Origin of the sequence: Kordiimonas sp., from assembly GCF_048264555.1 — a bacterium.
Classification (GTDB): domain Bacteria; phylum Pseudomonadota; class Alphaproteobacteria; order Sphingomonadales; family Kordiimonadaceae; genus Kordiimonas.
Genome location: NZ_JBLXCX010000009.1, coordinates 20,358 through 33,088 on the forward strand (window position 1 = coordinate 20,358; position 12,731 = coordinate 33,088).

At 55.6% G+C, this 12,731-nt stretch carries 26 protein-coding genes; all 26 read left to right on the forward strand.

Going from position 1 to position 12,731, the window contains the following annotated elements:
• Positions 1 to 40 precede the first annotated feature (40 nt).
• The 26 genes from ACN0XZ_RS17330 to ACN0XZ_RS17455 all read left to right on the forward strand — a co-directional run bounded on the left by ACN0XZ_RS17330 (position 41) and on the right by ACN0XZ_RS17455 (position 12,726).
• On the forward strand, positions 41 to 502 hold the full coding sequence (locus ACN0XZ_RS17330; protein ID WP_417459065.1) for a hypothetical protein: 462 nt from the start codon (positions 41 to 43) through the stop codon (positions 500 to 502).
• The gene (locus ACN0XZ_RS17335) at positions 495 to 860 is read left to right on the forward strand and encodes a hypothetical protein (RefSeq protein ID WP_417459066.1); all 366 of its coding nucleotides are present in this window, start codon (positions 495 to 497) and stop codon (positions 858 to 860) included. Before ACN0XZ_RS17330 ends, ACN0XZ_RS17335 begins: the two co-directional genes overlap by 8 nt.
• A gap of 128 nt (positions 861 to 988) precedes the next feature.
• Positions 989 to 1,243 carry a hypothetical protein gene (locus tag ACN0XZ_RS17340; protein ID WP_417459067.1) on the forward strand — a complete coding sequence of 85 codons (255 nt, stop codon included), beginning with the start codon at positions 989 to 991 and terminating at the stop codon, positions 1,241 to 1,243.
• A gap of 60 nt (positions 1,244 to 1,303) precedes the next feature.
• The gene (locus ACN0XZ_RS17345; protein WP_417459068.1) at positions 1,304 to 1,489 is read left to right on the forward strand and encodes a hypothetical protein; all 186 of its coding nucleotides are present in this window, start codon (positions 1,304 to 1,306) and stop codon (positions 1,487 to 1,489) included.
• On the forward strand, positions 1,486 to 2,382 hold the full coding sequence (locus ACN0XZ_RS17350) for a hypothetical protein (protein WP_417459069.1): 897 nt from the start codon (positions 1,486 to 1,488) through the stop codon (positions 2,380 to 2,382). Before ACN0XZ_RS17345 ends, ACN0XZ_RS17350 begins: the two co-directional genes overlap by 4 nt.
• Positions 2,379 to 2,519 carry a hypothetical protein gene (locus ACN0XZ_RS17355; protein WP_417459070.1) on the forward strand — a complete coding sequence of 47 codons (141 nt, stop codon included), beginning with the start codon at positions 2,379 to 2,381 and terminating at the stop codon, positions 2,517 to 2,519. Before ACN0XZ_RS17350 ends, ACN0XZ_RS17355 begins: the two co-directional genes overlap by 4 nt.
• Before the next feature lie 57 nt (positions 2,520 to 2,576).
• Positions 2,577 to 2,843, forward strand: a complete 267-nt coding sequence (locus ACN0XZ_RS17360; protein WP_417459071.1) for a hypothetical protein — start codon at positions 2,577 to 2,579, stop codon at positions 2,841 to 2,843.
• A 53-nt stretch (positions 2,844 to 2,896) separates the two neighbouring features.
• Positions 2,897 to 3,253: a hypothetical protein gene (locus ACN0XZ_RS17365; RefSeq protein ID WP_417459072.1), complete on the forward strand. Its 357-nt coding sequence runs from the start codon at positions 2,897 to 2,899 to the stop codon at positions 3,251 to 3,253.
• Entirely contained in the window at positions 3,250 to 3,489 is a 240-nt protein-coding gene (locus ACN0XZ_RS17370) for a hypothetical protein (RefSeq protein ID WP_417459073.1), read from the forward strand. The genes ACN0XZ_RS17365 and ACN0XZ_RS17370 overlap by 4 nt, the downstream gene beginning before the upstream one ends.
• Before the next feature lie 162 nt (positions 3,490 to 3,651).
• Positions 3,652 to 3,951: a superinfection exclusion protein gene (locus tag ACN0XZ_RS17375; RefSeq protein WP_417459074.1), complete on the forward strand. Its 300-nt coding sequence runs from the start codon at positions 3,652 to 3,654 to the stop codon at positions 3,949 to 3,951.
• Complete coding sequence (locus ACN0XZ_RS17380) at positions 3,948 to 4,511, forward strand: hypothetical protein (protein WP_417459075.1); 564 nt, start codon at positions 3,948 to 3,950, stop codon at positions 4,509 to 4,511. The genes ACN0XZ_RS17375 and ACN0XZ_RS17380 overlap by 4 nt, the downstream gene beginning before the upstream one ends.
• 25 nt (positions 4,512 to 4,536) lie before the next feature.
• On the forward strand, positions 4,537 to 5,109 hold the full coding sequence (locus ACN0XZ_RS17385; RefSeq protein ID WP_417459076.1) for a hypothetical protein: 573 nt from the start codon (positions 4,537 to 4,539) through the stop codon (positions 5,107 to 5,109).
• A gap of 217 nt (positions 5,110 to 5,326) precedes the next feature.
• Positions 5,327 to 5,608 (forward strand): hypothetical protein, encoded by a 282-nt coding sequence (locus ACN0XZ_RS17390; RefSeq protein WP_417459077.1) that lies wholly within the window; start codon positions 5,327 to 5,329, stop codon positions 5,606 to 5,608.
• Complete coding sequence (locus ACN0XZ_RS17395; RefSeq protein WP_417459078.1) at positions 5,609 to 6,034, forward strand: hypothetical protein; 426 nt, start codon at positions 5,609 to 5,611, stop codon at positions 6,032 to 6,034.
• The gene (locus ACN0XZ_RS17400) at positions 6,031 to 6,822 is read left to right on the forward strand and encodes a hypothetical protein (RefSeq protein WP_417459079.1); all 792 of its coding nucleotides are present in this window, start codon (positions 6,031 to 6,033) and stop codon (positions 6,820 to 6,822) included. Before ACN0XZ_RS17395 ends, ACN0XZ_RS17400 begins: the two co-directional genes overlap by 4 nt.
• The gene (locus tag ACN0XZ_RS17405) at positions 6,815 to 7,051 is read left to right on the forward strand and encodes a hypothetical protein (RefSeq protein ID WP_417459080.1); all 237 of its coding nucleotides are present in this window, start codon (positions 6,815 to 6,817) and stop codon (positions 7,049 to 7,051) included. Before ACN0XZ_RS17400 ends, ACN0XZ_RS17405 begins: the two co-directional genes overlap by 8 nt.
• 27 nt (positions 7,052 to 7,078) lie before the next feature.
• Positions 7,079 to 7,624 (forward strand): hypothetical protein, encoded by a 546-nt coding sequence (locus ACN0XZ_RS17410; RefSeq protein ID WP_417459082.1) that lies wholly within the window; start codon positions 7,079 to 7,081, stop codon positions 7,622 to 7,624.
• A gap of 85 nt (positions 7,625 to 7,709) precedes the next feature.
• On the forward strand, positions 7,710 to 7,901 hold the full coding sequence (locus ACN0XZ_RS17415) for a hypothetical protein (protein WP_417459083.1): 192 nt from the start codon (positions 7,710 to 7,712) through the stop codon (positions 7,899 to 7,901).
• On the forward strand, positions 7,898 to 8,632 hold the full coding sequence (locus tag ACN0XZ_RS17420; protein WP_417459084.1) for a hypothetical protein: 735 nt from the start codon (positions 7,898 to 7,900) through the stop codon (positions 8,630 to 8,632). The genes ACN0XZ_RS17415 and ACN0XZ_RS17420 overlap by 4 nt, the downstream gene beginning before the upstream one ends.
• A 116-nt stretch (positions 8,633 to 8,748) precedes the next feature.
• Positions 8,749 to 8,985: a hypothetical protein gene (locus tag ACN0XZ_RS17425; protein WP_417459085.1), complete on the forward strand. Its 237-nt coding sequence runs from the start codon at positions 8,749 to 8,751 to the stop codon at positions 8,983 to 8,985.
• Between the two features lie 98 nt (positions 8,986 to 9,083).
• Positions 9,084 to 9,545: a hypothetical protein gene (locus tag ACN0XZ_RS17430; RefSeq protein ID WP_417459086.1), complete on the forward strand. Its 462-nt coding sequence runs from the start codon at positions 9,084 to 9,086 to the stop codon at positions 9,543 to 9,545.
• 84 nt (positions 9,546 to 9,629) lie between these two features.
• A complete protein-coding gene (locus ACN0XZ_RS17435; RefSeq protein WP_417459087.1) occupies positions 9,630 to 9,884 on the forward strand; it encodes a hypothetical protein in 255 nt (84 codons plus the stop codon).
• 133 nt (positions 9,885 to 10,017) lie between these two features.
• Positions 10,018 to 10,737 carry a hypothetical protein gene (locus ACN0XZ_RS17440; RefSeq protein ID WP_417459088.1) on the forward strand — a complete coding sequence of 240 codons (720 nt, stop codon included), beginning with the start codon at positions 10,018 to 10,020 and terminating at the stop codon, positions 10,735 to 10,737.
• A 296-nt stretch (positions 10,738 to 11,033) separates the two neighbouring features.
• Positions 11,034 to 11,306 (forward strand): carbon storage regulator, encoded by a 273-nt coding sequence (locus tag ACN0XZ_RS17445; RefSeq protein ID WP_417459089.1) that lies wholly within the window; start codon positions 11,034 to 11,036, stop codon positions 11,304 to 11,306.
• Positions 11,303 to 11,971: a hypothetical protein gene (locus tag ACN0XZ_RS17450; RefSeq protein WP_417459090.1), complete on the forward strand. Its 669-nt coding sequence runs from the start codon at positions 11,303 to 11,305 to the stop codon at positions 11,969 to 11,971. The genes ACN0XZ_RS17445 and ACN0XZ_RS17450 overlap by 4 nt, the downstream gene beginning before the upstream one ends.
• Positions 11,965 to 12,726, forward strand: coding sequence for a phosphoadenosine phosphosulfate reductase family protein (locus ACN0XZ_RS17455; protein WP_417459091.1), 762 nt, complete (start codon positions 11,965 to 11,967; stop codon positions 12,724 to 12,726). The genes ACN0XZ_RS17450 and ACN0XZ_RS17455 overlap by 7 nt, the downstream gene beginning before the upstream one ends.
• The last annotated feature ends 5 nt before the right edge of the window (positions 12,727 to 12,731 follow it).

Genomic DNA, 12,731 nt, shown 5'->3' on the forward strand with positions numbered 1-12,731 from the left:
TGAAGAAAGCAGAGCGGAAGCGGAGAAAGGAGGGGCGGTGATGACGACTAAAAACGCGAATTGGCTAAGTGAACACGACTTTACTGCCAGCATCGGCGGCGCAGCGGTCGAAGTGCAAAGGGTTTCGTTGAATATTGCGTATCCAGGCGAACGCCAGTCGCCGTACCTAGCTACAGAGGATTACTCGTGGCGAATGCCGGAGCCTGCGGAGCTGTCGATCGCTTTCATGCTGATCGGCGATGCAGACGAAGACATCGCGAGCGGCAATCACAAAATCGCAGACGTTGTTCTGTCGCGTAACGGGCAGGTAATTCGGCCTGAGATCGTGCGGAAATACTCAGTAGATACCGGAAGAATAAAATTTCAGCGTGTCGCCGATACGCGGCGTGGTGGCGGTGCAACGATTGTTTTTTCGTCGGCGGTCTGGCGGCAGTGTTTTGGATGCGTCGCGGTACTTAGCGAATCTGAATTCACTGCGATCGTTGAGGCTTGTGATGTGTAGCATTTCACCTGATGACGGCGTTAGCCAGCCCGTTGATTGTTGCGCGGTCGATAACGATCGAAGTGGGCTCGAAGCGTGGGGAAATCAGCACGGCCCCGCCAATGCGTGGGGCTGGGCTGAAGGTGGTGATTGCCGGGAGTTGCTGGTGGCGTTGGTTGATAGGGATAGCGGGTGGAATACGGCGACGCAGATAGTGAAACTGTCTGAATCTCAGTTGCGAGACTTGCATGCCGGTCGAAGCGTTGAGTTTAACCGGCACGGGCGACCACCGCTCTACTCTAATCCGAATGCGGCGACGTTGAAGGCTCGAAAGAAGGAGCTGTCACGGCGGCTTCGGGTGCGGCGGAAGTCGCGGTAGCGGGGCGGGTGATGGCGGGTGAAAATCTTTTCTCCTTTTTGTGGTGATGGTGCTTGACGTGTTCCGATACCAAGTGTAAGATTGGGGCACCGAAGCGAACGGCACTTAACACCACAAAGGATGGAGACATGGATCGCGAACAATCCGAGAAGTTCTTAAAAACGCTCGCACCTGCCGATTCTAACTTCGTGGAAGTCGGGATTGAGCTGATTGAAATCCGCGAAAAGGCGGTACTGATAGAGTCGATGACGGGTATCCATGCCAAGCGAGTGTGGATTCCTCGTTCGCAAGTGGCTTTCGTCGACCGAGGTAACTTCGGATTGTTTCTTGCCGTCAAGCGGTGGTGGGTTAACAAAGAGAATCTTTGGTGGATGAAGGCGTAACAAGTTCACACAAACGCACCGCAGCAAACGGTGCCACCACAAAACCACGGAAGGTGTATAATGGTCAGCGGATTTGAGATCACTGGCGTAGTCGATCGTATTATGTACGTCGAGATGCAGATTTGCGGGGTGCGGGTGCATGTGTATCGCAGCCTTTTGGTTGTCGCCTTTGGGCTGATCGGGAAGGATCAGCAGGGGGCGGTGAGGGAGTTTGGGGAAAAATACTTTGGGAAGGTGAAGCGATGAAAGAGAAAGTGCGAACGATCAAGACCACCTACGCGATCCGCGAAGAGTCACGGGGTGGGAAGTTGAAGGTGCCGATGGTTATCGATCTTGGCGGGGCTAGTTCGCTGTTTCGTGATGGGTATGAAACGGAATCTGACGCAGATGACGCGATCCTTTCGGATGGCGAAGTTGGCGTGCGGTACGCCGTGATTCCGCAGAAGCGGATCGTTTGGGAGGATGTTAAATGGGTGACAAGCGAGGCAGCCGAGCGGCAGAGTATCGTTGACCTGCCGCCGCCCGAGAGTGGCCGGAATGATCCGTCGATCGAAGTGTTGGAAGCGAGGGCGGAAGCCGATGTGATGGCGGCGGAGAATGTGAGGTTGAGGGAGGTAATACACAGGGCTATCAGTGCTTGCGATGCCTATGCCGGGGTCGATATTCCTGCAAATGTGGCTGAGGCGGTTCACGACGCGCTGGCAGGTGTCGTGGGCGATGAATCAAAGCCGCCGAAGTCGCCACCCGGTACGATGACTGGTGCCGAAACGGCGGCGGTGTTGGGTGGCAGGCGTGCCGGTTCAGTGTCGATGCCGAGCCGCAGGTATGCCGACGGGGGAGTCACGAGCGGTAATCGGCAGACGTTCGAGGCGTGGGTGCAAGTCAGCACGACTGCCAATCTGGAAAGAGTTGGCAGCGAGTACAAAAGCCGAGAAACCGACATGGCATGGCGTGCATGGCAGGATCGGCAATCGATGATGAATGATGTACAAGCCGAGGTCACAGGGCTTCGTGCGGCGATGACCAAAGCGATGGAGTACGCGCATTCGGCGAGCGACGGGCAGTTAGATGATTCGGTGGCAGTGCAGTCGATGTACGCGACGTTGCGGGATGTGTTGATTCGCGAGGATTACGAATGACCAACACACAAAAGAAAGCAATCGCAAAATACGTCGCGGCGTATCCGCACCTGGCGACGCTTGCCGAGCGGGCGGAATCCTGCCCGGCTGCGGCGAAGTCGCTGGGGGGATCGGGTAGGGCTGCTGAAGGTGCCTGATGATGTTTCGGGGGTTGAGTTGTGGGATTTGATGGGGTTGGGTGTGGGAGTGGGGCCGTGAGGAATTTCAAACTGTTGATCGCCGTCGGTGATGTTCCGAGCGGCCAGATTGTCACGAAGCCGACGGGATCGAAGCCGTACCGCGTGACGCGAACCATCGAGATCGCTGGCCAGCCGCCGATTGAGTGCCGTGATGGCTGTGTGTTCATGTGCCCCGACGACGGCGGCAAAATCCAGGCTGTTCACGCTGAATCGGAAGTGGTGTGGGAGTTGAGCCAAGAGCAGTTGTTTTGGTTGGTTAGTGAGTGCCGAGATTCGGATTAAACCCTTCCTATCCACTCGCTTCGTTGCTACAATCAGACGCTAGCGATGGCAGGTTGGCACGCCTATTTGTTGGCGGGCTTGTCGGTGCGGGCGGGGCTATGGTGGCCGTTTTGGTTGTGCTGTGGTCGGTGCGGGCGGATCTTCTAATCTGCACATTGAGGTGTAGGTTTAAGGTCGCCCCGCAGTGTCGTCACTTTGATGACACTCGCCGTAGTCAAAATGACGACACGTTTTGTCGACAAAAAGGCGTCGATTCTGTCGACGATCCTTTGTCATTGGCGGCAAAAACAATTGTCGTGATTGCGTCGGATCGGTTGCGTTTTAGCGAAAATGCCAACTTTTCGGCGCAGTGTACTCAATTTGACTACACCCGCACATTGCGTGACGAAAGCGAGGAAGGGCCGAAATGACTGGGAAAGCGAAGCATTTAGTGCTTGACGATGTGTTTGGTCGTCGGGTGAATGTGCGGTATGAAGACCACGATAGAGACGAGATCCGCAGCATTCGCGGCGTGTTCGAGTCCGTCACGAAGGTTGGTGTGCCAGAGGTTCTCTGCGTGGTGGTCCGCACTGACGACGATCCAGAGCGTCGGCGGTATATCCCACGGGAAGATGTTTTGTCGGTGGGTGTGATTGTGTCGCGGTAGCTGGTGTTTTTTTGGTTCTAACGCAACACGCATTGCGATAGCCATGCGTTCGCGTTTAACAACCATAGGGCAACCCCGCTTGCGCCGCATGGCGTGAGAAAGTGGTCTTGACGCGTTTACTGTTGTGTCTAGTTAATAAAACGTTATAAGAAAGGCAGTCTAATGAAACTCCGAGTATGGTGGATTCCGCAAGTCCCGATGAAACCCTTCCATGTCGACGTCGCCACGGTTGCCGAAGGCGTGAAGATGCTGGAGGTGCTGGCGAACTATGACCAATTCCAATTCGACAACCGGGTTAAGCCGGACTACACGAATGTCGGCGGGTTGGAAATGTTTGACCCCGACGACGACACTGACTCACCCAGCGGATCTTGGGTCAGTTGGTGCGACGAAGAATCTGGGGAGGATGATCCGGCGTTGTTCATAGAGTCGGTGGTCGACAATAACGAGGCATCCCGATGACCCAAACAAAACAACCCCTCCGCCCCACCCGCCGAACATTCCTCGGCACGATGCTGGCGGTCGTGTCCGCTCCATCGCTGCCGGAGATTGCAGTGCCTGAGATGCGGTTTCATTCTGTCGGCGTGGGCGGCGAACTGGCGGAATTATTTTACACCGGATACGACGACGATCGCTCGTGGCTGATCGTTCCGGCTTACGACGCGGACCAGGCGATTCAGCAGGTACGAAAGATGGTCATCGAATGCACCCGCAATTCGACGCGAGAGTGGCCGGAAGAGGATGGGGACATTGGAGTCCACTCATTCGTTGCCGAATCCGACGTGATCGAATCGGCTAAAGAGTGGGGAATCAATTTTGACATGGCGGCGTCGCGACTGATGTATTGGCGGTGTGAATCGGATACGTGCTGCGAGCACTGCGGAATGTACGGGCTCGATGGCATGGTGCCGACTTGTGATGAATGCTGGCGGTGCAAATTCTGCGTCGAGGATGGCGTGAAGCATACGGAATCTGGTTTGATTGAGCGCAGCGGGCCGTGTCCGCATTGTCATTGGACTTGAGTGTTGTTTTTTGAAAGGCAAATCAATGAACGGAAACGAAGTGCAACGAATCGTACTGGCGGTCTTGGACGATATCTACCAAAGCGTGCAGTCTCGCGTAGTTGTTGACATTGACGGCGATCAAGTTGAAAGCCATGACGCAGGAGATGTGAACGACTACGTTCTCGATAAGATCCGCGAATTGAGCGACGCAGGGTCATCGAAGTTGCCGTCAACTATCTTCCCGACCCACTCAGTGTCGCTTGAGCGGTCGCCGAACCCGGTCCAGTACGTCGACAGTTGGTCGACGACCTGGGGAGAGGCCAACGTTTCGCGTTCGGGGTGCGTTGCGGGGAACATCGAGCCCGCCCCATCGATCCCATCGCCCGACCCACCGACCCAAGCACCCACCCACGCCATGCCCCGCAAGGATCTTGAAATCGCGTGGCACGACGCGGGTTTCTATCGCGGCATCTGCGGTGCGGTCCTGTCGATCAGCGAACTGAAATCCTACTCCCTGCCGTTCAAAGCGGGCTACGCCCACGGCTTAAACCAACGCGATAGTTACACGTTACAACGCAGCACCGCGATCCGTGGGTGCCGAGAGGCAAACAAGTGACCACCACCCGCCCATGCCGCATCGGCGACACGATCGAGACGGCCCAGCCGATGAACTTCGGCAGTTACGCAGGCCGTCCGCTAGCCGCGAAGATCCTAACACCCGAGGCTTGCGCCCACGCGAACGATTTGATTAACTTAGGCCGCTGGCGGGTCTTGCAGTGCGGACGCTGTGGGAAGTTGGTGGAGCGGTGTGGCTGCGAGGATAGAGGCGAGCAATGACCCCAATTGAACAAGCATACAAACTAGTCGAAGAATGGGACCGCCGCCGACCGGATGGCTCGGTATCGTTCGGCGATCCGCGATTCGTCACAATCGCCCGAGCGTTCATCGATCTTCACGAATACTACATCGGGGCGATGGCTGCCGATTGCGGTGTCCATGAAGGCGAAGAGCATTGTTCGTGCGTTCCTCGACTGAAGCGTGAGATTGAAGAGGCGAGGCGGTTCATTGCGAGTGCGACGCCGGATGTTTCCAAGTCACTGAAGAAAGGCGAATAAATGGCAAGCGTCAAAGACATTCAGAAGTTGGTTGACCATGTGCAGGAATCTCTCGGAGAGATGGAGGTTGTGCGGGTTCTGTGGCGATCCGAGGGCTTTCACTTATGGGCAATGTCCGCTGGCGAAGTCGTTCACGCGTCGCTTGGTCGACAATGGGATGCGTCGATAGTGCGGCACGTTGGAAGCACCGAAGGAAAGTGGCACGGCGGAATGACTGACCGGCTGCGTGGCATTCGCGAGCCACGACCTTCTCGAACCGAAGACTTTACCGCGATCATTAAGGCGGAATCGGAAGAGGCTGCCATGAACGATCCACGGGTACCCAAAGAGGGCGATACGTATGGCGGAATGGTGTGTCATCGGCGAACGGCTAAGCCGGTCGCGGTCGATGGCATTTTCTTTGTGACTGCGGAGTATCGGTCGTGAAAGAGAAGTATATAAAAAAAGATGCGTTGCTCGCGTGTCAGTTGCTTGGCCGCAAGTACGAAGATTCGATCGATGGGTTCTTCGCACTAGAGAAGATCCGTCGTGCGTTGCGTGTCGCGATCACATACAGCCTGAGCGATGAAGAGGCGGCGGAATCGATCACGACGCAAATGTCCGCTGGCTCTGTTGCATTTGCGAAGTTGCTTCCAGGTGCAGCCGCGTACTGGATTCAGCGAGGAGAAATCATGTGCTGCATCATCGGCTATCTTGCCGACAATCACGCATGGTGCGGATTGCAGTTTCTACCTTACCACCGGTGGAGCGATGGTTTCATTGATACGGAAGTGCTGGAACCCGAGAAGGACAAGCGTTCGTTCCTGATCGCATTACAGGATGGGTATTCGAGGTCGCCCGCTGTGCCTGAGATCGGGTCACGGTCGAGTTATGGCGTGTGCGTCAGCCGTCACGGCATCGAGGTCATGGAAGGGCTGCATAAAGTGACGTTTACCTATAGGCAGGATGAGCCGCCGGGAACCGCGACAATGGAGCTGGAAAGCGACATGACCCGCAACCAATCCGAAGAACTAACCGCTGCCCTGAATCTGATCGGCGACTATTGCAGCCGCAACCTGATGGATGGTTGGGAACTAAAGGTCCGCGTCAGTAATTCGGAAATGTCTTGCGATCTTGAAGATCCTGACGGCGATGATGTCACTGACTGGGAATCAGGCGATTTGAACTCGGTAGTTGACGCTTGTGATTATTCGCAGGAGCACGACAATGGTTAAACCACCCGGCCCACTGCAACGCATCCGCGACCGCTACAAAATTCCCGTCAAGCGAGGAACGCGGATCTACGACGCATATTCAGGAACTCACGGCGTGGTGACTTCGGCGAAGAATGGTAGATTGATGATCCGCCGCGACGGGTGGAAGTTTTCGATACCGTATCATCCGACGTGGATGATTGACTACTTGGATGACAGCGGGGCGGTGGTCGCTTCGTTTCGGGATTAGGTCCGCAGCAAACGGAGTTGCAAACCTGTGTTTGATACAGCAAAAGTAAAAGTGATCGCCTTCGACGTTTTCGGCACCGTCTTTGATTTCGCCGACGTTCCTCGTGAAGAGGTCCGCGACTATGCCGACCAGTTGCGACGGCCTGAGTGGTCGCCGCTTCAGTTGCCCAAGTCGTGGGAGACGATGCCAGCCCATTCCGACTCGATGGCAGGCGTCGCCCGGCTTCGTGAGATCGCCACCGTCGTTACCTGCTCTAATGGTCCGCTTGGTCTGCAAGCGAAGATGTCGAAGCGAGCGGGGATTGTCTGGGATGCAATCATTCCGCTGGAACTGAACAAGGTTTATAAAACCGATCCGCGTGCCTACATGACCGTCTGTGAAGTGCTGGATGTGGCACCGGAGAACGTTTTGATGGTCACGGCGAACGAGAAGTTTGGCGATCTTGAGGCGTCGCGGGCTCTCGGGATGCAAGCGGTCTTGATTCGCGGAGATTCGGAGATTCAAACGATTCTCGACTTGTGGGATATTTTTCTCTTGGACCTGATGGAAGGCAAACTTCAGCGACAAGAATAGCAAGACAAGCGGCGTAGCTTGTGCGCCCGGTACGCGTGCTTCATCCGTGGCGTGCCGGGCTATTTTGATTCATGGAGGGCGAAGGATGGATTTAAAATTACTGGGCGTCAACGCTGTCGGCGAATACGTTGCCGAACTATCGATTAGCAATGGTGAAATGAATCCGTGGGATGCGATCGCTGTTTTGCTTGAGCATCCTATCGTGTACTTCTGCGGTGGTGGCGTGGATCGGCACGGGTTCCCCGTTGAGTGCGAACGATGGAGCGTTACCCAGTGAAACACCGCAACCACGGCGCATCGGGCCGCTCCATCGACATGCAGGGCGAAGATCCTGAACGTCCGCTGCCGGTCGTCTTGGAACTTGCCGAGATCTTCAAGTGCATCTGTGAATCATCGCGTTCGCCGACCGACGCGGACTACGAAGCGGTCGCAAAAGCAGTGCTGCGTGCCGAGCGTGAGAGCCCGTTGCCGCCGCATGAAGCGATAGCCGAGACGGTCAAGACGCTGCGGGAGATGTACAGGTCCGCCGAATCCGACTGCCGAGTTTTCGACCATCTTCGCCAACAGAGCGAGGCGGGGATTGTGCGGACCTTGAAGCACCGTCAAATTATCTTGACGATCGCCGCGAGGATGCACCCCGATCTGCATCGTGAGTTGTGTGGCACTGTAGGCGTGGACGACTGGCGGGAAGTGTCGACGGCACATCTTGGATTGGAGTCGATCGACGGCGTTTCGATGCGGTTGGCGAATCAGCTGCGGCAACGGTTCCCGAAGGTTGGGATGCTCGAATCGCATCGTATTAAGTTCGGCCTGCGAACGATCCAAGGCGTCGGCGAAGTCACAGCACTGAAGATCGAACGGAAGATGCAGGAATGCATCGCCGCGTGGTGCGAGGATTACCAGTTCGTTAGCTTCGACTATATGGATATGGCCCAGATGTTGTTGGCAGGGGAAGCGGGGCATGGGAATAGTTGGTCGGGGTTGCCGCCTGCGGATGAAGCGAAATAGGGGCCTGAAAAATCTTTTCTCCTTTTTGTGGTGATGGTGCTTGACGTGTTCCGATACCAAGTGTAAGATTGGAGCGTCGAAGCAAACGATACTAAACACCACAAAGGAACGAAGCAATGCGAACTTACCTCGAAAATCTCATCACTGAAAAAGGCGTCGAACTGGAAGACTGCATCGATGTCGAAGGCCACTTCGGTCTGACCTACCAGATGTTGATTGATTTCATTTGCGAAGTTCGCGAATATCACGCCACAATCCGAAGCACGCTCGTTAAGATCGACTTTTGCAACGGCGATGTATTTCATTACTTGAAGCACTTGGCCGAAGGCATGGTCGCCGCGTGCGGATACTAGGCCACAAAAAAACGAAACCCACCTATTGCAACACCCGTTGCAATAGTGTAAACTCCCACCAAGCAACCTAAACACCACCACGAAAAGGAACCTATCAGATGACCATCACCAAAAACACATTGGCAACCATCGCCCGCAAAGCTCTCGAAAAAGCCGTCGACACCCTCGCCCCCAAGGCGATCCAAAACGTTGAGCCGAATCAGGTTCACGACGTCGTGGTTGTCGCTTCGGTTTCCGTCGATGGCGTCGCACACCGCATGGAATACGGCGGAACCGTCAAGACTGGAAAGCCTTCGACGCGAAACAGCAGCAGCAAGCCATCGGCGGATGCCGTGGCGGCGTTCCTTCTGTCGCAACTGGGGCCGACCGCCGCCCGTAAGTTGGCCGCAGCGGCGAAGGAAGGTATCACGGTCGATCCGGTCAAGAACGCCGAAGCGATCGCACTGGCGAAGGATCTGGTTGAATCGCTGACGACGACGGAACCTGTGGCATGTGCACCGCGTGCTACGGTGTCACTGGTGGCGTTGCCTGAGAGCGTTAAGGAATCGGTCGAGGTGTAGAGCGGTCGATTGGTCGAAGTCGCCTCAGCGATGGCGATGGGGCGTTTTGTGCAGTGAACTGACAGCAGAACAAAGGGCGGAGTTATGACAAACGAAGACAAATTGATTTTTAACGCATTGGCCGAATCTGACCTGCCTCTGCCGATCCGTGTGCTGGTATGCAGCAGGTTGGAATCATTGCAAGACATCGAAGACGTGGTTGACTGCATCGAGGTTGACGGAATCGCGATCGACGAAGAACTTGAGGGTCGAGATATGGGAACGCATGCCAGCGTGCTCCTAGAGTTCTTGAAGTCAGCCAATGCCGCCACCGACGGCAATTGTGAAAGTCGAGCATGAGCAACGAAGAAAAGAAACTATTCGACGCTATCCATGCATCGGATCTGCCAAAGAACACAAAACTGCTTATCATGTCGCGGCTGTCTAGGCTGGCCGATATCGATCGGCACGCTGAGGAAGTTCGGCAGATGGAATGGGAAAGAATCAGCAAGAGGAAATCAAAGCAATGAAAGTCTCAGAATTCGCCGCCGCCCACAATCTCAGTGGCACACCGAAGCACGCGTTGACGGTTCGGCAGCCCCACGCACACCTATTAGCGACGGGGTTCAAGACGATCGAGAGTCGATCTTGGCCTATCCCCAAGAAGATCGCACCGATGGAGCCGATCGCGATTCACGCGGCGTCGAAAGTCGCCGCTGACGACGCGACTCTTGACTACATGGAACGGGTGTGGGAGCAGTGCCCAAAAGCCTTTGATGCGGTCGACGCGTTCCACGGCGTTAATTTCGAGGGGCAAAATCCCGACGTCGACAGCGATGATGGGCCGATCCTTATGCCGACGTCTGCGATTATTGGCGTGGTCTGGTTCCGCCGGTGCCTGAAAGACAATCGTTACGGCGATGTTGATTCCGTTCGCGATGGTGAAGAGATGCCGTCAATCGATCACGTCGACAAGCCTTGCGGCATTGGGCCGTCACCTGAGACCCCGTTTCGCCTGTGGGCTGGCGGAAGTGGATACATGTGGGAAGCCGCCCACGCGGTGAGACTTGAAACAGTTATCCCGATCAAAGGTCGGCTGAACGTGTGGGGCATACCTGGTGGCGTTCCCGATGCGATTGCATCGGCGACGATCCAAGAAGATATCACACGCAATCCGTTGATTCCACAGGTTGAATCGACTGTCATTGCGTAGCGATCCAATTGCAACACGCGTTGCAATTGCGGTACAATCCAAGTCGAAATGGGGCGGGGATTTACCGGAGTGAATGAATGTCAAATACAACACAGCGAACGTTTCGCGATCTTAACCGGCAGCCGCGTGGCTTCCGGGTTGCCGTCGGTTCCGGGTCTCGTTCCCGAACTCGCGGTGAGTACCGTGCAGAGCGGCTAGCTATGGGGCTTGAGCCCGGCTAGTCCGCACGTAGAGAAGTTCTTTTGCCCGGCACCGGCAAAGTGCCGGGCATTTTTAACCACGAAAGGAAAAGCAGGATGCTCGTTTTAACACGCAAGGAAGGTCAATCTATCACGGCTGGTGACGTCACGGTTCACGTTCGCCGCATCTCTGGCAATTCAGTGTCGATCGGTGTTGATGCGCCGCCGACGGTTCGGATTCTCCGCGATGATGCCGTATCTGTAATTGACGTCGAAGCCGAAACGCCAAGTGAGTTCATTGCTCGCATCGGTGAGCTTGCTGCTAGCGGGTCGTCGCCTGAGCTGATCGCGGCGGAAGTGTCGCGGTATCAGGGGGTAGACTTGACGTGATTGCCGTTGTTGATAAGTACACAACGAAAGATCAGGCTCGCATGGATCGCAACGCTGAACTTGCGTTGCGGTTCCAAGAAAACGACGACGAAGATGCACGACGAGAACTTGTCTTGGCTGTTGAACCGTATGCGAGGCGTTATGCGTCACGCTACAGGATCGACGGCTTGGAGCGATGTGACGTTGAGTCGGAGTTGCTGGTCGCTATCTACGACGCGATCGACAGAAAGACCTACAAGGGTCCAGGCGTCGGGAGCGTGGCGAACTGGTTGACTTGGAAGATGCGGGCTCGTGGTCGCGACATGATCCGCTGTGCAAAGCGACTGTCACAAGAGGTGAGCGTAGAACACGCTGCCTACGTCGCTAAGGAATCGGTGCCGGGTGATATCGAATCTGAAGTAGACGATGCAGAGAAGCACGTTCGGCGTGTGCTGCTGTCGATTTACCGCACCATTCCGGCAGAGACGCGGCGTGTCGTTCGCATGGTCGTTAGTGGTGGCTGGAACATCAACGCAGCTTGCGTCCACGTCGGCATGAACAGGGCAACGGGCTCGCAGCGGATAGTGAAACTTCGGAGGCGTGCTGCGGAAGCCGTTCGCGAGGCTGTGGCGGCGTACCCGAGCGAAGTCAAGGAGCGAATGTTTCTCAGAGGCTGGCAATGGTAAAGAAAGCCAATCTCCCACCCAAGAAAGATCTGCATGTTGTGATGCGTCGCGCCAAAGATGCAGGCGTGAAGGAAGTGATTGTTGCATTTTCGTGCGGTAAAGATGCACTAGCGACGCTCGATATCTGCCACGAGCATTTTGATCGGGTGGAAGCGTTCTTTATGTACTTGGTCAAAGGTATTTCGTTTCAGGTCCGCACTATCGACCAAGTAGAGCGACGCTATGGAATCAAAGTTTTGCAGATCCCGCATTGGGGCAAGTCGAAGATGTACCGCAACGCCTCGTATCGGTCGGATACGAGGCGGTCAACTAGCGTGCCGTCCTTGACTCACGCAGACGTTGAGCGGTTCGTTCGTGCGAAGTTCGGGATTGAGTGGATAGCGACGGGCGAGATGGCGTGCGAATCTCTGCAACGTAACGCACAATTCAAACAGACACAAGGATTCAATACGAAGTCGAAGCGGCTGCATCCGCTGGCATGGTGGCGTCCGCAGGACGTGCAATCCTACTTGAGTTATCGCCGCATTCCGCTGCCGAGCGATTACTTCGACAAACTGATGCCATATGGCGGACGCGGCCAGGTTCGCAGTTGGGGAAGCTTGCACGCGGAGCCGATGGCACGAATGCGAGACCTCTATCCCGAAGACTTTGAAAAGGTTTGCAAGGAATTCCCTCTTGCGCGTGCACAGGCGATACGCTTTGATATTAAGCGGAAGAAAGAGGCGATTACGGAAAGCCGGGCGGCTGAAGATTGAGTTGT